At 53.0% G+C, this 21,470-nt stretch carries 18 protein-coding genes; 13 read left to right on the top strand and 5 right to left on the bottom strand.

Annotated elements, in window-relative coordinates; all coding sequences use genetic code 11:
* Nucleotides 1–8: 8 nt before the first annotated feature.
* Genes trpC through RIC05_RS18100 form a run of 3 tightly spaced genes read right to left on the bottom strand, consistent with a single transcriptional unit; the run spans nucleotide 9 to nucleotide 2,443 of the window.
* Complete coding sequence (gene trpC / locus RIC05_RS18110; RefSeq protein ID WP_350045965.1) at nucleotides 9–806, bottom strand: indole-3-glycerol phosphate synthase TrpC; 798 nt, start codon at nucleotides 804–806, stop codon at nucleotides 9–11.
* Nucleotides 803–1,837: an anthranilate phosphoribosyltransferase gene (gene trpD, locus RIC05_RS18105; RefSeq protein WP_350045964.1), complete on the bottom strand. Its 1,035-nt coding sequence runs from the start codon at nucleotides 1,835–1,837 to the stop codon at nucleotides 803–805. Before trpD ends, trpC begins: the two co-directional genes overlap by 4 nt.
* Before the next feature lie 33 nt (nucleotides 1,838–1,870).
* The gene (locus RIC05_RS18100) at nucleotides 1,871–2,443 is read right to left on the bottom strand and encodes an anthranilate synthase component II (RefSeq protein ID WP_350045963.1); all 573 of its coding nucleotides are present in this window, start codon (nucleotides 2,441–2,443) and stop codon (nucleotides 1,871–1,873) included.
* Nucleotides 2,444–2,705: 262 nt separating this feature from the next.
* Between RIC05_RS18100 and RIC05_RS18095 the strand changes: the two genes are divergently transcribed.
* Nucleotides 2,706–3,929 carry a divergent polysaccharide deacetylase family protein gene (locus RIC05_RS18095; RefSeq protein WP_350045962.1) on the top strand — a complete coding sequence of 408 codons (1,224 nt, stop codon included), beginning with the start codon at nucleotides 2,706–2,708 and terminating at the stop codon, nucleotides 3,927–3,929.
* Nucleotides 3,930–4,019: 90 nt separating this feature from the next.
* Here RIC05_RS18095 and trpE read toward each other — a convergent pair whose 3' ends face one another.
* Entirely contained in the window at nucleotides 4,020–5,516 is a 1,497-nt protein-coding gene (trpE, locus tag RIC05_RS18090) for an anthranilate synthase component I (protein WP_350045961.1), read from the bottom strand.
* A gap of 87 nt (nucleotides 5,517–5,603) precedes the next feature.
* Nucleotides 5,604–7,496: a SurA N-terminal domain-containing protein gene (locus tag RIC05_RS18085; protein ID WP_350045960.1), complete on the bottom strand. Its 1,893-nt coding sequence runs from the start codon at nucleotides 7,494–7,496 to the stop codon at nucleotides 5,604–5,606.
* 333 nt (nucleotides 7,497–7,829) lie between these two features.
* Here RIC05_RS18085 and tpiA point away from each other — a divergent pair, with 333 nt between their 5' ends.
* The 12 genes from tpiA (at nucleotide 7,830) to RIC05_RS18025 (ending at nucleotide 21,434) form a co-directional block, all read left to right on the top strand.
* On the top strand, nucleotides 7,830–8,585 hold the full coding sequence (gene tpiA / locus RIC05_RS18080; RefSeq protein WP_350045959.1) for a triose-phosphate isomerase: 756 nt from the start codon (nucleotides 7,830–7,832) through the stop codon (nucleotides 8,583–8,585).
* A gap of 98 nt (nucleotides 8,586–8,683) precedes the next feature.
* The gene (secG, locus tag RIC05_RS18075) at nucleotides 8,684–9,022 is read left to right on the top strand and encodes a preprotein translocase subunit SecG (RefSeq protein WP_350045958.1); all 339 of its coding nucleotides are present in this window, start codon (nucleotides 8,684–8,686) and stop codon (nucleotides 9,020–9,022) included.
* A gap of 125 nt (nucleotides 9,023–9,147) precedes the next feature.
* A complete protein-coding gene (pyrG, locus tag RIC05_RS18070; RefSeq protein WP_350045957.1) occupies nucleotides 9,148–10,776 on the top strand; it encodes a CTP synthase in 1,629 nt (542 codons plus the stop codon).
* Between the two features lie 56 nt (nucleotides 10,777–10,832).
* Nucleotides 10,833–11,690, top strand: coding sequence for a 3-deoxy-8-phosphooctulonate synthase (gene kdsA, locus RIC05_RS18065; protein ID WP_350044510.1), 858 nt, complete (start codon nucleotides 10,833–10,835; stop codon nucleotides 11,688–11,690).
* Nucleotides 11,691–11,793: 103 nt separating this feature from the next.
* Nucleotides 11,794–13,065, top strand: coding sequence for a phosphopyruvate hydratase (eno, locus tag RIC05_RS18060; protein WP_350044511.1), 1,272 nt, complete (start codon nucleotides 11,794–11,796; stop codon nucleotides 13,063–13,065).
* Nucleotides 13,066–13,422: 357 nt separating this feature from the next.
* On the top strand, nucleotides 13,423–13,776 hold the full coding sequence (locus RIC05_RS18055) for an FtsB family cell division protein (RefSeq protein WP_350045956.1): 354 nt from the start codon (nucleotides 13,423–13,425) through the stop codon (nucleotides 13,774–13,776).
* 643 nt (nucleotides 13,777–14,419) lie between these two features.
* The gene (gene pdhA, locus RIC05_RS18050; RefSeq protein WP_350044513.1) at nucleotides 14,420–15,430 is read left to right on the top strand and encodes a pyruvate dehydrogenase (acetyl-transferring) E1 component subunit alpha; all 1,011 of its coding nucleotides are present in this window, start codon (nucleotides 14,420–14,422) and stop codon (nucleotides 15,428–15,430) included.
* 54 nt (nucleotides 15,431–15,484) lie between these two features.
* Nucleotides 15,485–16,930, top strand: a complete 1,446-nt coding sequence (locus RIC05_RS18045) for a pyruvate dehydrogenase complex E1 component subunit beta (RefSeq protein ID WP_350045955.1) — start codon at nucleotides 15,485–15,487, stop codon at nucleotides 16,928–16,930.
* Nucleotides 16,931–16,994: 64 nt separating this feature from the next.
* Nucleotides 16,995–18,323 (top strand): pyruvate dehydrogenase complex dihydrolipoamide acetyltransferase, encoded by a 1,329-nt coding sequence (locus RIC05_RS18040; protein ID WP_350045954.1) that lies wholly within the window; start codon nucleotides 16,995–16,997, stop codon nucleotides 18,321–18,323.
* Between the two features lie 95 nt (nucleotides 18,324–18,418).
* Nucleotides 18,419–19,816 carry a dihydrolipoyl dehydrogenase gene (lpdA, locus tag RIC05_RS18035; RefSeq protein ID WP_350045953.1) on the top strand — a complete coding sequence of 466 codons (1,398 nt, stop codon included), beginning with the start codon at nucleotides 18,419–18,421 and terminating at the stop codon, nucleotides 19,814–19,816.
* Nucleotides 19,817–19,934: 118 nt separating this feature from the next.
* Nucleotides 19,935–20,933 carry a lipoyl synthase gene (lipA, locus tag RIC05_RS18030; protein WP_350045952.1) on the top strand — a complete coding sequence of 333 codons (999 nt, stop codon included), beginning with the start codon at nucleotides 19,935–19,937 and terminating at the stop codon, nucleotides 20,931–20,933.
* Nucleotides 20,934–20,975: 42 nt separating this feature from the next.
* Nucleotides 20,976–21,434 (top strand): type II toxin-antitoxin system RatA family toxin, encoded by a 459-nt coding sequence (locus RIC05_RS18025; RefSeq protein ID WP_350041901.1) that lies wholly within the window; start codon nucleotides 20,976–20,978, stop codon nucleotides 21,432–21,434.
* The last annotated feature ends 36 nt before the right edge of the window (nucleotides 21,435–21,470 follow it).

The following is a 21,470-nucleotide window of genomic DNA, read 5'->3' as shown; positions in this document are numbered from 1 at the left end:
GATGCCAATCAGGCCGCAAGGCCAAGAAGATTACGGGTCGCGGCGGTGACGTCGTCCTGACGCATCAGGCTTTCGCCAATCAAAAAGCATTGTGCGCCAACTTTTGCCATGCGGGTCAAGTCATCGGGCGTGAACAGGCCACTTTCGGCAACAAGCAAACGGTCCTTATCAACCATGCCGGCCAGTTCTTCGGTGGTGGTCAGGGAAATTTCCATTGTCTTGAGGTTGCGGTTATTCACCCCGATCAGACGTGATTTCAATTTCAATGCGCGTTCGAGTTCCGGCGCGTTATGAACTTCGATCAGGACATCCATGCCAAGTGCGTGGGCCGCAGATTCAAGTTCGGCTGCCTGTGCGTCTTCAAGGGCGGCCATAATCAGCAAAATGCAATCAGCGCCCAATGCGCGTGCTTCGGTCACCTGATAAGGATCAATCATGAAATCCTTGCGCAGGGCTGGAAGAGTGACCGCGGCACGGGCTGCGACAAGATAGCTGTCATCACCCTGAAAATACGGCACATCGGTCAGAACCGAAAGGCAGCTTGCCCCGCCAGCCTGATAGGCCTTTGCCAGTTCCGGCGGATTGAAATCCGGACGAATTAGGCCCTTGGACGGGGATGCCTTTTTGATTTCGGCAATCAACCCATAACGCCCATCGGCAACACTGGTTTCAAGGGCATTGATAAAACCGCGCGGCGCGGATTGTGCCTTGGCTTTTTCTTCCAGGGTGGCAAGTGACGTGCGCGCCTTGCAGGCTGCGACATGGTCACGTTTATCATCACAGATTTTCTGGAGTACGTCGCTCACGCTGCGTTTCCTTCGTTGGTAATCGTCACAAGACCCTGCAGCGTTTCTGCGGCCTTGCCTGTATCGATTGCTTCTGCTGCTTTGGCGATGCCATCGGCAAGATCATTGGCGATACCGGTCACGACAAGGGCGGCACCGGCATTCATCAGAACGATATCACGATAAGCGCTTTTCTTTGCCGCAAGCAGATCAAGAATGGCCTTGGCGTTCATATCTGCATCACCCCCCTGAAGGTCATCGAGCGTTGCGGTTTCAAACCCAAAATCACTTGGTGTGATCTCGAATGTTGTGACGGCACCGTCTTTGACCTCGGCAACCAATGTTGGTCCGGTGGTCGATATTTCATCAAGGCCGCTATGGCCATGAACCACCCACGCATGAACCGATCCAAGACGGTTCAGAACATTGGCAATCGGTTCAACCCATTCCTTGGCAAAAACACCCAAAACCTGACGTTTGGTTTTCGCCGGATTGGCAAGCGGCCCAAGCAGGTTAAAGATCGTACGTGTGCCCATTTCAACACGGGTCGGCATAACGTGGCGCATGGCGGAATGGTGGCGGGTGGCCATCATAAAGCACAGATTGATATCGCGAAGGGCCTTTTCCAGAAGCTTCATATCCGCATCCAGATTAACACCAAGCGCCATCAAAACATCCGCAGACCCCGATTTTGACGAAGCCGCCCGGTTACCATGTTTGGCAACGGTGGCCCCGGCTGCCGCGGCAACGATGGCCGCCCCGGTGGAGATGTTGAACGTTCCGCTGCCATCACCGCCCGTACCACAGGTATCAACCGCGTTTTCAGGGGCAATAATGCCGGTTGCCTTTTCGCGCATGACACGTGCGGCACCGGTGATCTCGTCAACTGTTTCCCCGCGAAGACGCAACCCCATCAGGAATGCCCCCATCTGGGATGGCGTCGCCTGACCAGACATCAGAACATTAAAGGCCTGTTCAGCCATGTTTTCGGTCAGTTTTTCACCATCTGCGACTTTGGCCAAAATTGCCTTGAGATCGTTTTCAGTCGACATGCGGGGTTCCTCGGTTTGCAGTCCGGTGCGGGTTTACGCGCCGGTATAGTCGATAAAATTCTTTAATAGTGCGTGGCCATGTTCCGACGCGATGCTTTCGGGATGGAACTGAACGCCATGAATTTGATGGATTTTATGGCGCACGCCCATAATCAGACCATCTTCGCTTTCGGCCGTGATTTCAAGGCTGTCGGGCAATGTTTCGCGTTCAATCACCAATGAATGATAGCGTGTTGCTTCAAACGGGCTGGGCAGGCCGGTAAAAACGCTTGCGCCGGAATGTTTCATCGCATCGGTTTTACCATGCATGCAGTGCGGGGCACGAATGACCTTGCCGCCAAATGCCTGACCAATGGATTGATGCCCCAGACAAACCCCGAGAAGCTTGACCTTGCCTGCGGCCGCCTTGATCAGATCAAGACAAATACCGGCACGTTCCGGGTCACAGGGGCCGGGCGAAATGACAATACCTTGCGGGTTAAGTGCCAATGCCTGTTCGACTGTGATCTCATCATTACGACGAACTTCAACCTCGGGGCCGAGTTCACGCAAGTAATGCCACAAATTGAATGTGAAGCTGTCGTAATTATCGATGAGGAGATACATCGGAAGATGGGCCTATGCACATTAAGATCGGCAGAGAATAAACGCACCTGCCGCTACGTCAAGCGGAAGCAGGGCCGTATCGGCAGGAAGTTGTTATGGGTGCGGCGATAACGATCTCTTAACCGGGTGCTAACCAGAAACGATTTAAAAACATCAAAACAACGCCGACCAGATCGGTATATAATCACCATATGGGAAGGGGCTGCATTTAAAAAGCGCAGCACCACGAGCACCCCAGCCAAACGAGACTGGAGACCACAGCGTGGCACGCCGGGCAACGACCGCTAAACGCAAAAAAGCGGCACCCAAGAAATCCAACCGTAAAAAGACTGCCCCAAACAAGAAATCGGGCGGTATTGGTCGCCTTATGCTGGGCGGCGCTTTTGTCGCGGGCACGCTTTCTGCCATCATTGCGGTTGGCAGCATGCTTGAACTTGATCGGGCCTCCGATGAATTTGGCCGGTCGGCGGATCAAATCGCACCCGATTATTCCTTGGCCGAACCTGAACCAACCCCGATGCTGCGCAAGGATTATCAGCTTTCTGAAAATGCACCTGAGCGCGGGCGTACGGGATATCTCGTTGGCAGAAACAGCGACAAACAAGCGGATGGGGCGCAAGGGTCGACCGACAAGATTACAACGCCGCAGTCCAAGCCACCGGTGACGGGCAGTGATATCTTGCCGGGAGATAGCGGTAGTGACAGGGACGCGGGCGTGAATGTTTCACCGGGCAACATATCGCCTGTGGATCAGAACGTGCCATGGCGCAAGTTTGCTGCCCTGACACCCGATACAGGCAATAAGCCGGTTATTGCGATCGTGATTGATGATGCCGGTCTTGATCAGCCGCGCACGGCCCGCACGTTAAAACTTCCCGGTCCGATTACCATTGCCTATCTGCCCTATGCCCGCGATTTGCAGCCACAAGTCAATGCTGCACGCGCAGCTGGCCACGAAGTCATGCTGCATATGCCAATGGAACCGTCATCGGCATCTGTTGATCCGGGGCCGCATGCCTTGTTGTCATCTTATGATCGGCAAACGATCCTGAACGAGATGACCTGGATGCTGGATCGGTTTGATGGCTATGTCGGGGTGAACAATCATATGGGCAGCAAATTCACATCCGACCCTGAACGCATGCGGATTGTGATGGAAGTTATGAAATCACGGGGCCTGATGTTCCTTGATTCGCGCACCAGTGCCGCCTCGGTCGGGTATTCGACCGCCAACCAGCTTGGCGTTCCAGCGATCACGCGTGATATCTTTATCGATGATGCCGATGATGCGGAAAAGATCGCTGATATGCTGAGCCGAACGGAACGGGTGGCAGCCAAACAAGGCTTTGCCATCGCGATTGGCCATCCGCGTGATTTGACCCTTGCGGCGTTACATAAATGGATACCTGAAATTCTGGCAAAGGGCTTTGTTCTGGTGCCGATTACAGATGTCTTACGCCGCGCATCAATGCACGCGACGGGCTGACCCCAGCAAAGAGTTTGAGAACAAGAGTTTGAGAAAAAGAAGGGCTGCACAGGATTTGCAGCCCTTTCGTTTGTGGTGATCAAACGGGGGTTAGGCGAACCGATGCGCTTCTCGGGCGGCGGCCATTAGGGCACCTGCCTTGTTGCGGCATTCCTTGTGTTCAAGTTCCGGTTTGCTGTCGACGACAATACCTGCACCGGCCTGAATATGGATTTTCTCATCCTTGATCACGGCGGTGCGGAGCGCAATGCAGGTATCCATTGATCCGTCGGCCGAGATATAACCGATACATCCGGCATAGATACCGCGACGCACCGATTCGAGTTCATCAATGATTTCCATTGCACGGACTTTTGGGGCACCCGAAACGGTTCCGGCCGGGAAGCCGGCCTTTAGCGCGTCCATCGCGTCATATTTTTCGTCAATCTGACCGACCACGTTCGAAACGATATGCATGACGTGGGAATAATATTCGATTTTTTCACTATCCGTGACGCGGACAGTACCGGGTTTGGAAACCCGGCCGACATCATTGCGCCCAAGATCAAGCAACATCAGATGTTCTGAGCGTTCCTTTGGATCATCCAGAAGGTCCTGGGCCATGACCTTGTCGTCTTCTGGGGTATGGCCGCGACGGCGGGTACCGGCAATCGGGCGAATGGTGACTTCGCCGTCACGCAGGCGGACCAGAATTTCCGGGCTGGCACCGACAACCTGAAAGCCGCCAATATCAAGATAGAACATGAAAGGTGACGGGTTGATCCGGCGCAGCGCACGGTAAAAGGCAAAAGGCGGGAGCTGATATGGCAGGGTATATCGCTGTGACAGCACCACCTGGAAAATGTCGCCTGCACGGATGTAATCCTTGGCCTTTTCGACCATGTCGTAATATCCGGCCTCATCGACACTGACCTTAGGGTCGGGCAGGGTGTCGGGAATGGATTTTGACCGGCGGTCGATAAACAGATTGCGCTGGAACTGTTGAACAACGTCATTCAACCGCGCACAGGCCAGATCATAGGCCGCATCGGCATTGATGCCATCTTCCGGGCGGACCGGGGCGACGACGGTGACGGTGTCTTCAATGGTATCAAAGCTTGCGGTGACAGTCGGGCGGATGAAGATGCCATCGGGCACGCCAAGTTCGTCGGCGTTGCTGTCAGGTAGCTTTTCCATCAGGCGAACTGTGTCATAGCCCATATAACCGACAAGACCGGCACTCATTGGTGGCAGATTGTCGGGAAGGGCAATGTAGCTTTCAGCAATCAGCTTTTTCAGGCTTTCGAGCGGCACGTCTTGTTCGGGTGCAAAGGCATCTGCATCGGCCAAGGCGCGACGGTTGAGTTCGGCCTTGTTGCCAAAACACCGCCAGATCAGATCAGGTTTCAAACCAAGGAACGAATAACGCCCCCGGACAGCACCACCTTCAACAGATTCAAGCAAATAGGTGTTGGGCATGCCTTCGGCGATTTTAAGAAAGGCCGAGACCGGCGTATCAAGATCAGCGGTCAGGGACGTCCACAAAACCTGTGAAATGCCGTTATCGTAATTTTGCTTGAAGCTGGTGAAATCCGGTTTGATTTCCATGAGGGTGTCCGATTGTTGGTCTTGTAAGCAGGTATCTATAAAAAGAAAAAGGGCGACCGGTTGATCCGGTCGCCCTTTGATTTGGTATCAGTTTGCCGCGACGGGGGCATAAAGCTCTGTAATCACGGAGTTGTTTACAGTGACCGAGATTTCCTCGTTCAGGTAATCAAGATACTGCGCAAGGATGTCTTCATCGATGGCCGATTTCAGCTCGTCCGTTACCGGGGTTGCATCTGCGGTTTCGATGTTGGCAGCTTTGATATCGTCAAGCTTGACGACAATAACGCTGTCACCGGTCTGGACTGCTTTGGCTTTGCCGTTTTCAAGGGTGAAAAGGGCAGCAGCAACCGACGGGTTCACATCATCGCCAAGGCCCTGACCCGTACGCTTGGTCATGCCAGTTGTTTGAACGGTGGCATTGTCCTGATCGGCAAGGGTGTTGATATCTGCACCCGTGGTGTTGATGTTGCCTGCAAGTTCTTCGGCCTTGGCAAGCATCTGTTTCTGACGCTCGTCAGCTGTCCATAATGCAATGACATCTTCACGCACATCTTCGAACGGGCGCAGGGCCGACGGGGTCACGTTTTCAACGCGAACCACAAAACGGGTCCCTGTTGCGGTTTCTTCAAGGAAGCTTTCCTCGCCGTTTTCCAGCTCGAAAATCTTTGCGTTGATTTCATCCGCACCATCAACGGTTTCGCCTGCCAGACCTTCGCCGCGAACAATGCCGCTGAGCTTATAGGTCTTTGCACCAACATCGCGGGCTGCCTCTTCGATCGGGGTGCCTGCACCAAGTTCTTCGTCAAAGTTTGCCGCAAGATCGTAGATGGCGTCTTCTGCTTTGAACTGTTTCAGGCCATCGACAATAACATCGCGGACTTCTTCAAGGGTTTGCGTCGATCCCTCGGTGATCGAAGGAACGCGCAGGATATGCCAACCAAGTGCGGTTTCAACCGGCTCGGATACGCCGCCTTCTGGCAGGGCAAAGGTCGCCTCGCTCAGATCGGGCAGAATGTCGTTTGCGGTGAATTCACCAAGTTTGACCATCGATTCATCCATGCCTGCTTCCTTGGAAACGGCCATGAAATCAGCACCTTCTTGAAGTTTTTTGTAAGCTTCGTGTGCGGACTGCTCAGCCCCCGGTGCAAACAGGATTTGCTCAACACTGCGTTTTTCCGGGGTCTGGAATTCTGCTTCACGCTGTTTATAGGATTCAGCGATTTCTTCTTCGGTGACAGTGACCGTGTTGATCAGATCAGCCGCACTTAAGGTCGCCAGCGTTACGTCGCGGCTTTCCGGTGCGGTGAACTGCGGTGCGTTATCTTCGTGATATTTACGAAGGGTCGCATCATCAGCCAGGGCAATGTTTTCAAATTCTGCATCATTCAGGGTAAAGAACGAACCACTGCGCTGTTCATTACGATAGGCAACAATCTGCTTTGCCATCAAATCAGGAACGCTTGCCGTACCGGTCAGGCTGCCAACAATCTGCTGGCTCATCATGTCACCACGGACGCCTTCGATGAATTCCTGTTCGGTGTAGCCCGCCTGATAAAGCGACTGAAGGAAGCGATCACGGCTGAACTGGCCGGTGGTCGAGTCCTTGAAATTGTCAGACGCAAAGATCGTGTCGCGGACTTTGTCGTCGCTGATGCCGATGCCCATATTCTTGGCATCTTCACGCAGAACTTTCTGAGATACGAGCGACTGCACCGTATTGTTCAGAAGGCCCATCTGCACGGCCTGCTGCTGGTTGAAGTTGGGACCGAATACATTTCGCATATTCTGCACGCTGCGCTGAAAAGCGCGGTCCAGTTCGACCGGGGTAACTTTTTGGCTGCCGATTTCGGCAACTTCGCGTGACGTGCCAAGGTTCAGCATCGACGCGTTCAGGCCCCAGATCACGAAGCTCAGTGCAATCACGCCAAAGATGATTTTGGCAAAGATTGATTTCGAAAATGTGCGAATGCCAGCAAGCATATGATAAGCCTAACAATTCGTGGTTTGGTGTCGATATAATGTATCGACAGCTTTTAATTATGATCGCCTGAAGCCAATAAAGCCCGACGAAATTGCGACGCATCTTAATGGCGAGTGGTAACAGCGGCAACAGCCGATTGCATCGAAGATCATCACAAGGTTGCGCGAAATGCCAAAGCGCGTGATTTCCGGTACTTGGCCCAAGGGTTCTGGCGTGCTAAAACCCGCATCGAACCTGATCTTGTAACAATTCGTAACCGGCATTCATCTTTGGTTATGGTATTGTTATAAAGGAAAAAATATCTGAACCTGACCAGCACGAGGTATCCTTCAATGACCCAACGCCGTCCCCTGATTGCCGGAAACTGGAAAATGAACTGTTTGCGTGCAGACGGTCTTGAATTGGTATCCGCCCTTGTCGCAAAGGCAGCGGAAAAAGGATCGCTTGGCTGTGATGTGCTGGTTTGTCCGCCTGCAACGTTGCTTTCAGATGTTGTTAATGCAGCTCAAAACAGCGCAGTTGGGGTGGGTGGTCAAGATTGCCACGCTGAGACGTCTGGCGCACATACCGGTGATGTTGCAGCGGCAATGTTGGCGGATATCGGGGCCGGTTACGTTTTGGTTGGTCATTCCGAACGTCGTGCAGATCATGATGAAAGCTCGACCGTTATCCGTCAGAAGGCGATTGCCGCCCATGATGCCGGGTTGATTGCGGTTGTTTGTGTTGGCGAAACCGAACAGGAACGTGATCTTGGTGCGACGCTTCCGGTGGTGAACGGGCAGGTGGCTGTTTCGGTTCCGGATGGGGCAAGCGCAAAGAACACCGTGATTGCCTATGAACCGGTCTGGGCAATTGGCACGGGCCGTACGGCAAGTGTTGCGGAAGTTGCCGAAGTTCATGCAGCCATCCGTGCTGAACTTGTTGAACGTTTTGAAGACGGTGACGAATTCCGGATTCTTTATGGTGGTTCGGTCAAACCGTCGAACGCGGCAGAATTGCTTGCTGTTGCCGATGTTGATGGTGCGCTTGTCGGCGGGGCCAGCCTCAAGGTTGATGATTTTTGGAAAATTATTGAAACTTGCGCCTAGCCAACAGCCATAAAACGCGTTAAATACGCATCAAATTTATGCCCGGTCCGGGGCGAATTGCGTTCGGATCGGAAGATTAGGACAAGAGTTTCGACACCATGCAAACAGTCATTCTGGTAATCCACCTTCTTCTCGCGCTTGGCTTGATCGCCGTCATTCTCGTACAGCGCAGCGAGGGCGGTGGGCTTGGTATCGGCGGTAATAGTGGCGGAGGCGGCGGCGGTGGCTTCGGCGTGATGAGTTCACGCGGCGCTGCAAACCTGCTGACCCGTACCACTGCGATTCTGGCCGGTGCATTTATGATCACCAGCATCATTCTTGCGCTGCAGTCGAACAGTCACACCAAGCCAACTTCCATCTTGGATCAGGCTCCGGCTTCAGCCCCGGCGGTTACAGAACCCGCTGAGGATACTGGGCCCGCGGCTCCGACCCGCTAAACAAAATAACCGATGACCAGAGGCGGCAAACGAGCCGCCTCAATTTTTGATTGTTGTATTTCCCGGTTCGTGATGCACTAAATGGCATTGAACCGAGGCTTTGTGCTTTGAAATGAGGCAAAGAAATGACTCGTTATATCTTTATCACCGGTGGCGTTGTTTCTTCGTTGGGCAAAGGCCTGGCGTCTGCTGCTTTGGGTGCTTCGTTACAGGCACGCGGCTTTACCGTTCGTCTGCGCAAGCTTGATCCGTATATTAACGTCGATCCGGGCACCATGAGCCCGTATCAGCATGGCGAATGCTATGTCACCGAAGACGGTGCGGAAACCGACCTTGACCTTGGTCACTATGAACGTTTCACCGGTGTGTCTTCACGCCGTTCTGACAACGTGACGACAGGTCGTATTTATTCTAACGTGATTGCGCGTGAACGCCGCGGGGATTACCTGGGCGGGACCGTTCAGGTTATTCCGCACATCACCGATGCGATTAAAGAATTTGTTCAGTCCGATGCGACCGAGGATTTTGTTCTTGTCGAAATCGGCGGCACGGTTGGCGATATCGAAAGCCTGCCGTTCCTTGAAGCCATCCGCCAGATGGGCAATGACCTTGGCGATGGTCGGACGCTGTTTATGCATCTGACATTGGTGCCTTACATTTCATCCGCCGGTGAGCTTAAAACCAAACCGACCCAGCATTCTGTCAAAGAACTGCAAAGTGTTGGTATTCAGCCAGACATTCTGTTGTGCCGTTGCGATCGTGAAATTCCGATCAATGAACGCCGCAAGATTGCGCGTTTCTGTAACGTCCGCGAAGCGGCTGTTATTCCGGCTTATGATGTTGATAACATCTATCAGGTACCGATCAGCTATCATCAGTATGGTCTGGACAACGAAGTTCTTCATCACTTCGGCCTGCAGGCACAGGATCCGGATTTGGGTCCGTGGGAAGAAATCTGCTCTACCATCCGTAATCCGGAAGGTGAAGTTACCATCGGTATCGTTGGCAAATACATCCAGCTTCCCGATGCTTATAAATCGCTGACCGAAGCACTGACCCATGGCGGGATCGCCAACAAGGTCCGTGTTAAACTGGAATGGATTGCATCTGACGCGCTTGAAAAAGAAGGCAACGTCAATGAAATCCTGTCCAAGCTTGATGCGATCATGGTTCCGGGCGGATTTGGCGAACGTGGCGCAGAAGGCAAGATTGCCGCGGCACGCTATGCCCGTGAAAACAAGGTTCCGTATTTCGGTATTTGCTTTGGCATGCAGATGGCTGTTCTTGAAGCAGCACGTAACCTTGCGGGGCTTAAAGATGCATCTTCTTCCGAATTTGGTCCGACCAAGACACCGCTTGTTGGTCTGATGACGGAATGGGCCAAGGATGGCGGTTCGGTTGAACGTCGTTCGGGTGAAGACGATCTTGGTGGCACCATGCGCCTGGGCAATTATGAGTGCAAGCTGGTTGACGGAACGCGTGCGCGTGACATCTATGGCAATGAGACAGTTCTTGAGCGTCACCGCCATCGTTACGAAGTTAACGTAAACTTCATGGCGCAGCTTGAAGAAAAAGGGCTTAAATTCTCGGGCCTGTCTCCGGATGGTCGTTTGCCGGAAATCGTCGAGTATCCGAACCATCCGTGGTTCATCGGCGTTCAGTTCCACCCGGAATTGCGTTCGCGTCCGCTTGATCCGCATCCGCTGTTCGTGTCTTACATCAAGGCGGCAAAAGAACGCAGCCGTCTGGTGTAATCGACTGGCTGCTTATGCTGCTTGTGTGCCCGAATGCCTGAGTGAAAGTCATTAAAATGACCAAAATTAAAACCGTCAAAGTCGGCAATATCGAAATCGCCAATGACAGGCCTTTTGCCGTATTGGCAGGGCCGTGTGCGATCGAAAGCCGTCAGCATGCACTTGAAATGGCTGCTGCCCTGAAAGAACTTTCCGAAGGGCTCGGCATTGGTCTGGTTTACAAAAGCTCGTTTGACAAAGCCAACCGCACCAGCACGACATCGAAGCGCGGTGTTGGTCTGGTCGAAGGTCTTGATATTCTGGCTGAAGTCAAAGCAAAGACCGGTCTGCCGATTGTGACCGACGTGCATTTGCCTGATCAGTGTGCTGCTGTAGCCGAAGTTGCCGATATCCTGCAGATCCCGGCATTCCTGTGCCGTCAGGCGGATTTGTTGCAGGCGGCGGGCAAAACCGGACGTGTGGTCAATGTGAAAAAGGGGCAGTTCCTGGCTCCTTGGGACATGGCCAATGTTGCTGACAATCTGGCAGCAACCGGTAATGACAATATTATGCTCTGTGACCGTGGAACCAGCTTTGGCTACAACACGCTTGTTACAGACTTCCGCGGACTTCCCACCATGGCCCGTCAGGGCTATCCAGTTGTCTTTGATGCAACCCATTCGGTTCAACAGCCGGGCGGACAGGGCACCTCATCAGGTGGTCAGCGCGAATTTGCGCCTGTTCTGGCCCGTGCAGCCGTATCGGTTGGTATCGCAGCACTGTTTATCGAAACCCACGATAACCCGGCAACGGCCATCAGTGATGGCCCGAACCAAATTCCGTTGAACAAGTTACCCGAAGTTCTTTCGGTCCTGATGGAGCTGGATAAAGTGGCGAAAGCCAATCCGGTCCGTCTGGATATGTTCGACGAATAATAATCAAATGCCGCCAGTCAGTGATTGGCGGCATTCTTTTTTGCTGTAACCCGCATGCCTGACAAAAGGCATGATCCCTACCAGTGAGGAGAACGTTTCTGTCATGACCGCTATTATCGATATTCGCGGCCGCGAAATCCTTGACAGCCGTGGTAACCCGACGGTCGAAGTTGATGTAACCTTGGAAAATGGCGCCTTTGGTCGTGCTGCCGTTCCGTCAGGCGCATCTACCGGTGCGCACGAAGCTGTTGAGCTGCGCGACAAGGAAGACCGTTATCTTGGCAAAGGTGTGACCAAGGCTGTTGCCTCGGTCAATGGTGAGATTTTCGAAGCCCTGGCTGGCATGGATGCCGAAGACCAGGTTGCTGTCGATACCATCATGATCGATCTTGATGGCACATCGAACAAGGCCCGCCTTGGTGCAAATGCAATCCTTGGTGTTTCTCTTGCGGTTGCCAAGGCTGCTGCTGAAGCCGCAGGTCTTCCGCTGTACCGTTACGTTGGTGGCTCGTTCGCACGTACGCTTCCGGTTCCGATGATGAACATTATCAATGGCGGCGAGCATGCTGATAACGCCATTGATGTTCAGGAATTCATGGTTGTGCCTGTTTCGGCAGAAACCGGATCGGACGCAATCCGTATGGGTGCAGAAATCTTCCACAACCTCAAAAAGGCGTTGTCGGCAGATGGTCTGAGCACCTCGGTCGGTGATGAAGGTGGCTTTGCCCCGAACATCGCATCAACCGAAGCTGCTATCAGCTATGTCATGAAGTCCATTGAGGCTGCTGGTTACCGCCCGGAAGAAGACGTTGTTCTGGCGCTTGATGCCGCATCAACCGAATTCTACAAGGACGGTAAATATGTTCTGGCAGGTGAGGGCAAGACCCTTGATGCCGGTGGCATGGTGAAATACTGGGCCGATCTTGTTGGCAAATATCCGATCTTCTCGATCGAAGACGGTATGGCTGAAGACGACTGGGACGGTTGGGCAGAATTGACGGCCGCCATCGGTTCCACGACCCAGCTGGTTGGCGATGACCTGTTTGTCACCAACCCGAAACGCCTTGCTGAAGGTATCAAAAAGGGTGTTGCGAACTCGATCCTGGTCAAGGTCAATCAGATCGGCACGCTGTCCGAGACCCTTGAAGCAGTCGAGATGGCACATCGCGCCGGTTATACTGCCGTGATGTCACACCGTTCCGGTGAAACCGAAGATTCGACCATTGCCGATCTTGCGGTTGCCACCAACTGCGGTCAGATCAAAACCGGTTCACTGTCGCGTTCTGATCGTCTGGCCAAATACAACCAGCTGATCCGCATCGAAGAGATGCTTGACGCTGGTGCGTATTATCCGGGTCGTGCGATCCTGAAATAATCTGATTTCGCGACGATCTGTTCCGCAGTGTGTCGTGTCGTCTTTCGGGCCTTGCTGGTTAATTCCGGCAGGGCCCGTTTTGATTCGGCAACCACGAAGTCATCTGCAGCAATTGCTTATAAAAGGCGCGATCAGAGTTAGCCTTTTGAGCGTAAATCATGCGCTTTGCGCTGGTGGTTTAACTCTATTTTTACCGATCTGTGCGCTACTTGGCTGGTAATGTTGCCGGGTTTTTGGCTTTGCTTGATGGTATCTACCTGAAAAGCAATGGAAATCACGTATGTTGTTTTCATGTTGACAACCCGGAATGATTAATTGCGTCAGCAAATCTGCTTGAACGCACATGGGACAGGGTAAATGTCGTCAAACTCGCCGGTCTTTCGCCGCCTGAAACAGGCTGTTGCGCCGGTAATCGCATTTACAGTGATGGCTTATTTCATCTTCCACAGCGTGGAAGGTGAGCGTGGCTTGCTGGCCTATTGGTCGATGCAGGACCGGGTGACCGAGATCGCCAAGGTCCTTGAGGACACCACAGAGAGCCGTAAGAACCTTGAACAACACGTCCTGTCCTTGCGTGCCAGCCATCTTGACCCCGACCTGCTAGATGAACGTGCGCGTGCAATGCTCAATGCGGCTCATCCAGACGACGTGATCCTTTTTCATCGCGATGGTTATCAGGATATGGCAACCATCGTTGCGGCGAGCCAATAGCATCTGTTTGCACAGTTCGGCGGTCGTTGTTGACCGCGACAAAACATTCCACAGTGTCATTTGATCCCAGCTAAGATGATGACCTTGTTTTGATGTGTCGAACAGATCGATGTTCGCACGCAGAGAATCCGGATTGTCGCCCATCACAAGGTTTTCGGTAAATTCCCCTGAAAAGGGTAAGGGGAGGGTATCTTGTGATAAAATTTACAGTTGTGAAAATTGTTCAGCAATGAACGCTGTTGGGTAAGTCGTTGTTTGAACTGACTTCTGGTTTAAATCGCGTTTTGCGCCGTCATTAGTTGAGGGCGTTGATAACGAATGCGTTCTTTGGGTTGAAATCGGCCGACAACGGCTATGCGGTATTATCGTCATGAAAGCATAGCATTTGTGACATACAGGAATGAACGAAATTCAAAGCATTCTCTCAAGTGGCTGAAAACTCTGCATCTATGCATATCTGCGGAATTTTGCATTTTAACCATTATATGGTTTATTTGTGATTGTGCGTTGCAAAACAATAGTTTACTCGGACTTTGATTGCTTGCCCTATGCGGCCGTTTTAGGTAGTCATTTCGGTGGTCCAGTACCGAATTAAGCACTCTATACATGATGCTTATGCGATAGCCATCCACCGGGAGGAAACATGGCGACCACAAAACGCAAACGCGCCACTACGCGCGCCGACAATCAGGCGAGCAGTGACGATCTCCTCAAATATTACCGTGAAATGCTGCTGATTCGCCGCTTTGAAGAAAAAGCCGGTCAGCTTTACGGCATGGGTCTTATCGGTGGCTTCTGTCACCTTTATATCGGGCAGGAAGCTGTCGTTGTTGGTATGCAAGCTGCTATTACCGGCGATGATGGTGTCATCACCAGTTACCGTGATCACGGCCATATGCTTGCATGTGGCATGGATGCCGGTGGCGTTATGGCCGAACTGACGGGTCGCGAAGGCGGTTATTCCCGCGGTAAAGGCGGATCGATGCATATGTTCTCCAAGGAAAAGAATTTCTATGGTGGACACGGCATCGTTGGTGGTCAGGTTCCGTTGGGAACCGGGATTGCCTTCAATTACAAATATCGCGGTGAAAATCGCGTTTGCCTGACATATCTTGGTGACGGCGCTGTCAACCAGGGTCAGGTATATGAAGCCTTCAACATGGCCGCTCTCTGGCAGCTTCCGGTGATCTATTGCATCGAGAACAACCAGTATGCCATGGGCACCTCGACCCAACGACATTCGTCCAGTCCTGATCTTTATCAACGCGGTGTGGCGTATGGCATTCCCGGTGAGCAGGTTGATGGCATGGATGTTCTGGCTGTCAAAGAAGCAGGCGAACGTGCTGTTGAGCATTGCCGTGCGGGCAAGGGGCCTTACATCCTTGAACTGAAAACGTATCGCTATCGTGGTCATTCGATGTCCGACCCTGCGAAATATCGGACCAAAGATGAACTCGACAAGATGCGGAAGGAACACGACCCGATCGATATGGTCAAAAAGCTCCTGATTGATGGCAACATCATCGATGAAGCTGGCCTTAAAGATATCGACAAGGAAGTAAAATCCGAAGTCGCAAAAGCGGCCGAGTTCGCGCAGAACAGCCCGGAACCGGATGTTTCTGAACTGTTCACCGACATTCTGATCGACGCGTGATCGCGATATTTCGCGAACCGCTTTTGACCGAATTTTCCCGGGAGAGAGGGAACAATGCCGATTGAAGTTTTGATGCCGGCCCTGTCGCCGACCATGACCGAAGGCACGCTTGCCAAATGGGTCGTCAAGGAAGGCGACACAGTCGCATCCGGTGACGTCCTTGCAGAAATCGAAACCGACAAAGCAACGATGGAAGTCGAAGCTGTCGATGAAGGTACTGTTGGCAAGATCGTTATCGCTGAAGGTACTGAAAACGTCGCCGTGAATGCAGTCATCGCTTACATCCTCGAAGAAGACGAGGACGCATCAGCGTTGGATAATGTTTCTGCATCATCGTCCGCACCTGCAAGTGCCCCGGCGGCTGAGGATGCTCCGGCACCTGCAGCTTCCGAAGCACCGGCACCAACCACGGCACGTGCCGCACCGGTTGCTGCCAGCGGCACGATTGAGCGTTCCGAGACCGAACCACGTGCCATGAGCGTGATTAACGCGACCATGGACGAAAAGACCTACACCAGCTTTAAAACCCAGACCGTTCGTGAAGCCCTGCGTGATGCAATGGCCGAAGAAATGCGTGGCGATGAAAACGTCTATGTCATGGGCGAAGAAGTTGCACAGTATCAGGGGGCTTACAAAGTCACCCAGGGTCTGCTGGATGAGTTTGGTGAACGCCGCGTCGTTGATACGCCGATTACTGAAATCGGTTTCACCGGCATGGCAACCGGTGCTGCCTTCATGGGTTTGAAGCCGATCGTCGAATTCATGACGTTTAACTTTGCCATGCAGGCGATTGATCACATCATCAACTCTGCCGCCAAGACGCTTTATATGTCTGGTGGGCAGCTTGGGTGCCCGATTGTTTTCCGTGGTCCGAACGGTGCGGCATCGCGCGTCGGTGCACAGCACTCGCAGTGCTATGCATCCTGGTATGCACATTGCCCGGGGCTCAAGGTTGTCTCACCGTATTCGGCTGCAGACGCCAAAGGTCTTCTTAAGGCTGCAATCCGCGATCCGAACCCGGTTGTCTTCCTTGAAAACGAACTTTTGTATGGTCAGAGCTTTGAAGTTCCTGACGACGAAGATTTCGTTTTGCCGATTGGTCAGGCCAAGATCGAACGCGAAGGGACCGATGTGACCATCGTTGCTTTCTCGATCATGGTTGGCAAAGCACTGAAAGCTGCCGAGCAACTGGCAGAGCAGGGCATCTCGGCCGAGGTTATCAACCTGCGTACGATCCGTCCGCTTGATACAAACACCATTATTCGCTCTGTGATGAAGACCAATCGTCTTGTCACTTGTGAAGAAGGTTGGCACTTCGCCGGTATCGGTTCGGAAATCGCATCGGTGGTCATGGAACATGCCTTTGATTATCTCGATGCGCCGGTGGCGCGTGTGAGCGGCGAAGATGTTCCGATGCCTTATGCTGCAAATCTTGAAGTGCTCGCACTTCCGCAAGAACAGCATATCGTCGATGCGGCCAAGGCCGTTTGCTATCGCTAAGTGATACGGACAGGGGCAGGTGCGCTTTGAAAGCGTACCGCCCCGTTACCGGGAGAATGTGTTCATGCCTGTAAAAATATTGATGCCGGCTCTGTCGCCGACCATGACTGAAGGCACCTTGGCAAAATGGCACGTCAAGGAAGGTGATACCGTTGAATCGGGCGATGTCATCGCAGAAATTGAAACCGATAAAGCCACGATGGAAGTCGAAGCCGTCGACGAAGGCAAAATCGGTAAAATCCTTGTTGCCGAAGGCAGCGAGGGTGTTGCTGTAAACGAAGTCATCGCACTTCTGCTTGAAGAAGACGAAGACGCGAGTGCGCTTGAAGGTGCGGACACCTCGGCGGCAAGCACGGGCGGCGGTGAAAACGCGCCGGCCAAGGACGACGCCAAAGAGGAAAAAGCACCTGCGGTAGCTGAAAAATCGGCTTCTGGAGGTGACAAGCCAGCACCGGCCGCACCGGTTTCCGGTGGCGAACGTGTCAAGGCAAGCCCGCTTGCCCGTCGCATTGCTGCAAACGAAGGCGTTGATCTTGCCGCAGTAAGCGGTTCCGGCCCGCGTGGTCGTATCGTCAAGCGTGATGTCGAAGCAGCAATGACGGCCAAACCGGCAGCAAGTGCTTCGGAAGAAAAAGCGGCTCCTTCGGCTCCTGCCGCGGCGTCTGCACCAGCCGCATCTGGCTGGAACCCGGATTTGACCGGTCTTCCGGAATACGAAGAAATCCCGAACAGCGGCATGCGCAAAACCATCGCACGTCGTTTGACGGAATCCAAACAGCAGGTCCCGCATTTCTATCTGACGGTGGATTGCCAGCTCGACAACCTTCTTGCCACCCGTAAACAGCTGAATGAAAAAGCTGGCGACGGTGTCAAAATCTCGGTCAATGACTTTGTCATCCGGGCGGTTTCGTTGGCGCTTAAACGGGTTCCTGCTGCGAACTCGATCTGGACGGATAAGGCGACCTTGCAGTGCAAGAAACAGGACATCTCGGTGGCCGTTGCCATTGAGGGTGGTCTGATCACGCCGGTTGTCCGTGATGCGGGTTCCAAAGGTCTTGCTGAAATCTCTAGCGAGATGAAAGCACTTGCTGGCAAAGCCCGTGATGGCAAATTGATGCCTTCTGACTATCAGGGCGGGACATTCTCAGTTTCCAACCTTGGCATGTTCGGCATCAAGGAATTTTCGGCCATCATTAACCCGCCGCAAGGTTGCATCCTTGCCGTTGGTGCAGGCGAACAGCGCCCGGTCGTTAAAGACGGTGCACTTGCCATTGCAACTGTCATGAGTTGTACCCTGTCTGTTGACCACCGTGCGGTCGATGGCGCAGTTGGTGCTGAGTTCATGGCTGAATTCAAAAAGCTGATTGAAGATCCACTGAGCATGTTGCTCTAGGGGTCCCAGGTTGCGCGGGGGCTTTAAATGGCCCCCGCAAGCATTTGAATTTCAAGACCTGCGACCGATAACGGGCAGGCGAAGGAGATCCTACGATGGCGGATAGCAATTTCGACGTAATCGTGATTGGTGCAGGTCCGGGTGGTTATGTAACCGCAATCCGTTCTGCCCAGCTTGGCCTGAAAACGGCTGTTGTTGAACGTGAACATGTTGGTGGCATTTGCCTGAACTGGGGCTGTATCCCGACCAAGGCGCTGCTGCGTTCGGCCGAAGTTTATCGCAACATGAACCATGCCAAGGAATATGGCCTGTCATGCGATAACCCGTCCTTTGACATCGATGCCGTTATTCAACGTTCGCGTGGTGTTTCCAAACAGCTTTCCGGTGGTGTTGGCCATCTTCTGAAAAAGAACAAGGTCACCGTGATCACCGGCGAAGCCAAATTCGATGGCCCGAAAAAGATTGTGGTCACCGGTAAGGACGCAGGTACCTACACCGCAAAGCATTACATCATCGCAACCGGCGCACGGGCACGTTCGCTGCCGGGCCTTGAAGCTGATGGCAAAGTGGTTTGGGATTACAAAAAGGCGATGACGCCAGACAAAATGCCAAAAAGCATTGTTGTTGTTGGCTCCGGTGCCATCGGCATCGAGTTTGCCAGTTTCTATCACACCATGGGTGCTGATGTGACTGTGGTCGAAATCATGTCGCAGATCATGCCGGTAGAAGACAAGGAAGTTGCCGCCCTTGCACAGAAGATGATGACCAAGGACGGGATGAAAATCCTGACCGAAGCAAAGGTCGCCAATCTTAAGCGCAATGCGGACAATGTCGTTGTCACGGTTGAAACCAAAGACGGCAAGAAACAGGAAATCACCGTTGATCGCGTGATCTCTGCTGTTGGCGTCATTGGGAATACCGAAAATCTTGGTCTTGAAACCACCAAGGTCAAAGTTGATCGCAACGTGATCGGTGCGGATGAATTTTCCCGTACGGCAGAACCGAACATTTACGCCATTGGCGATGTTGCCGGTCCGCCGATGCTTGCGCATAAGGCCGAACACGAAGGCGTTATCTGCATCGAGAAAATTGCAGGTGTCAAAAACGTCCATCCGCTTGATCCGCGCAAGATTCCGGGTTGCACCTATTGTCATCCGCAGGTCGCCAGTGTTGGTCTGACCGAAGCCAAGGCCAAAGATGCGGGCTATGACGTCAAGGTCGGCAAGTTCCCGTTCATTGGCAATGGCAAGGCCGTTGCATTGGGCGAGGCCGAAGGCCTTGTGAAAACTGTGTTTGATGCCAAGACTGGCGAATTGCTTGGCGCTCATATGGTTGGCACCGAAGTGACAGAGCTTATTCAAGGCTTTGTTGTTGCGATGGGGCTTGAGACGACGGAAGAAGATCTGATGCATACGGTCTTCCCGCATCCTACGTTGTCAGAAATGATGCATGAGTCGGTCCTTGACGCCTATGGTCGTGCGATCCACTTCTAAAATATCGTGTTTTATCGGGTAAGCATGCCCGCTATGACGAAATTTGACGAATGTCGGTTTGACAAATACGTGGCGTGGCGGCACATTGCCGCCCGTCAAATCCTTCGGAGGTCACTCTATGTCGACGGCGCAAAACGAAGCCAAAGCACTTCGTCACCCGGAAAAGCAAAAACGGCCTGATCGTCCATCCGGGCGCAAGCCGTCCTGGATTCGTGTGAAAGCGCCAACCTCCAAGGGGTATCAGGAAACCCGCGAACTTGCGCGTGGCCTGAACCTGCATACTGTTTGCGAAGAAGCAGCATGCCCGAATATCGGTGAATGCTGGCAGAAGAAACACGCATCCTTCATGATTATGGGCGATACCTGCACACGTGCATGTTCGTTCTGTAACGTGAAAACGGGTATGCCAAACGCGCTTGACCCGTTCGAGCCGCAAAATTTGGCAATGGCTGTTGCCGATATGCAGCTTAAGCATGTTGTGATCACATCGGTTGACCGTGATGACTTGGCAGATGGTGGCGCCACGCATTTTGCCCGCGTGATCGAAGCAATCCGTCACAAGGCACCTGAAACCACCATTGAAATTCTGACGCCGGATTTCCGGGACAAACCGGGTGCGGTTGAAATCGTCGCCAAGGCCCGTCCTGACGTGTTCAACCACAATCTGGAAACCGTTCCGCGTCTTTACACCCACATTCGTCCGGGGGCACGATATTACCAGTCACTGCGCGTTTTGGATCGGGTAAAGCAAATTGATCCGACGATCTTTACCAAATCCGGCCTGATGGTTGGTTTGGGTGAAGAACGCAAAGAGCTTTCACAGGTCATGGATGATCTGCGTGTTGCCGATGTTGATTTCCTTACCATCGGTCAATATTTGCAGCCGACTCTCAAGCACGAACCGGTTGATCGTTTTGTCACACCGGACGAGTTTGATGAATATGCATCCATGGCACGCGGTAAGGGGTTCTTGATGGTGTCGGCAACGCCGCTGACCCGTTCAAGCTACCATGCTGACCGTGACTTCGAACAGTTGCGTGAAGCCCGCGAGAAAAAGTTGGCCGCTGCTGATGAAGCCAAAGCAAAGGCCGCAGCACGCGAAGCAGCCGCGGTCTGATCAGCCTGAAACGATAGACGCGACGATAAGGGGAGATACCGAGTGCCGACGCATGCAGAGCGCAGGAAACTGCCCTATACGCCGGAACAGCTCTTTGAACTCGTCGCGGATATCGATTCCTATTCCGAGTTTCTCCCGTGGTGTGTCGCATCGCGTGTGCGCAAACGCGAAGGTGATGTTCTTAAGGCCGATCTGGTGATTGGCTTTAAGATGTTCCGCGAGAAATACACGTCCCAAGTCACATTGACGCGCCCGCACCGTGTTGACGTGGAATATCTGCAGGGTCCGTTCAAATATCTTAATAATCACTGGGTGTTTGAAGAGGACGAAGACGGTGGCACGTGGCTCGACTTCTTTGTTGATTTTGAGTTCCGCTCAGCCTTGCTGCAGAAAATGATTGGTGTCGTGTTTAACGAGGCCGTCAAATTGATGGTCGGCGCGTTTGAAACCCGCGCACATGAAGTTTACGGCGAACCTGTTTCACCGACTTCCGAGAGCTGAATTTTCAAAACCTGAAATCGAATAACCTGCGGGGCA

This window comes from Thalassospira sp., assembly GCF_040218635.1.
Classification (GTDB): domain Bacteria; phylum Pseudomonadota; class Alphaproteobacteria; order Rhodospirillales; family Thalassospiraceae; genus Thalassospira.
This window is presented reverse-complemented; position numbering and strand designations above follow the sequence as displayed.

Bases quoted from the DNA above. Each gene is read 5' to 3' on its own strand.
- trpD (WP_350045964.1), bottom strand. From the start codon at position 1,837: ATGTCGACTGAAAACGATCTCAAGGCAATTTTGGCCAAAGTCGCAGAT.
- RIC05_RS18100 (WP_350045963.1), bottom strand. From the start codon at position 2,443: ATGTATCTCCTCATCGATAATTACGACAGCTTCACATTCAATTTGTGG.
- trpE (WP_350045961.1), bottom strand. From the start codon at position 5,516: ATGGAAATCAAACCGGATTTCACCAGCTTCAAGCAAAATTACGATAAC.
- RIC05_RS18085 (WP_350045960.1), bottom strand. From the start codon at position 7,496: ATGCTTGCTGGCATTCGCACATTTTCGAAATCAATCTTTGCCAAAATC.
- tpiA (WP_350045959.1), top strand. From the start codon at position 7,830: ATGACCCAACGCCGTCCCCTGATTGCCGGAAACTGGAAAATGAACTGT.
- secG (WP_350045958.1), top strand. From the start codon at position 8,684: ATGCAAACAGTCATTCTGGTAATCCACCTTCTTCTCGCGCTTGGCTTG.
- pyrG (WP_350045957.1), top strand. From the start codon at position 9,148: ATGACTCGTTATATCTTTATCACCGGTGGCGTTGTTTCTTCGTTGGGC.
- kdsA (WP_350044510.1), top strand. From the start codon at position 10,833: ATGACCAAAATTAAAACCGTCAAAGTCGGCAATATCGAAATCGCCAAT.
- eno (WP_350044511.1), top strand. From the start codon at position 11,794: ATGACCGCTATTATCGATATTCGCGGCCGCGAAATCCTTGACAGCCGT.
- RIC05_RS18055 (WP_350045956.1), top strand. From the start codon at position 13,423: ATGTCGTCAAACTCGCCGGTCTTTCGCCGCCTGAAACAGGCTGTTGCG.
- pdhA (WP_350044513.1), top strand. From the start codon at position 14,420: ATGGCGACCACAAAACGCAAACGCGCCACTACGCGCGCCGACAATCAG.
- RIC05_RS18045 (WP_350045955.1), top strand. From the start codon at position 15,485: ATGCCGATTGAAGTTTTGATGCCGGCCCTGTCGCCGACCATGACCGAA.
- RIC05_RS18040 (WP_350045954.1), top strand. From the start codon at position 16,995: ATGCCTGTAAAAATATTGATGCCGGCTCTGTCGCCGACCATGACTGAA.
- lpdA (WP_350045953.1), top strand. From the start codon at position 18,419: ATGGCGGATAGCAATTTCGACGTAATCGTGATTGGTGCAGGTCCGGGT.
- lipA (WP_350045952.1), top strand. From the start codon at position 19,935: ATGTCGACGGCGCAAAACGAAGCCAAAGCACTTCGTCACCCGGAAAAG.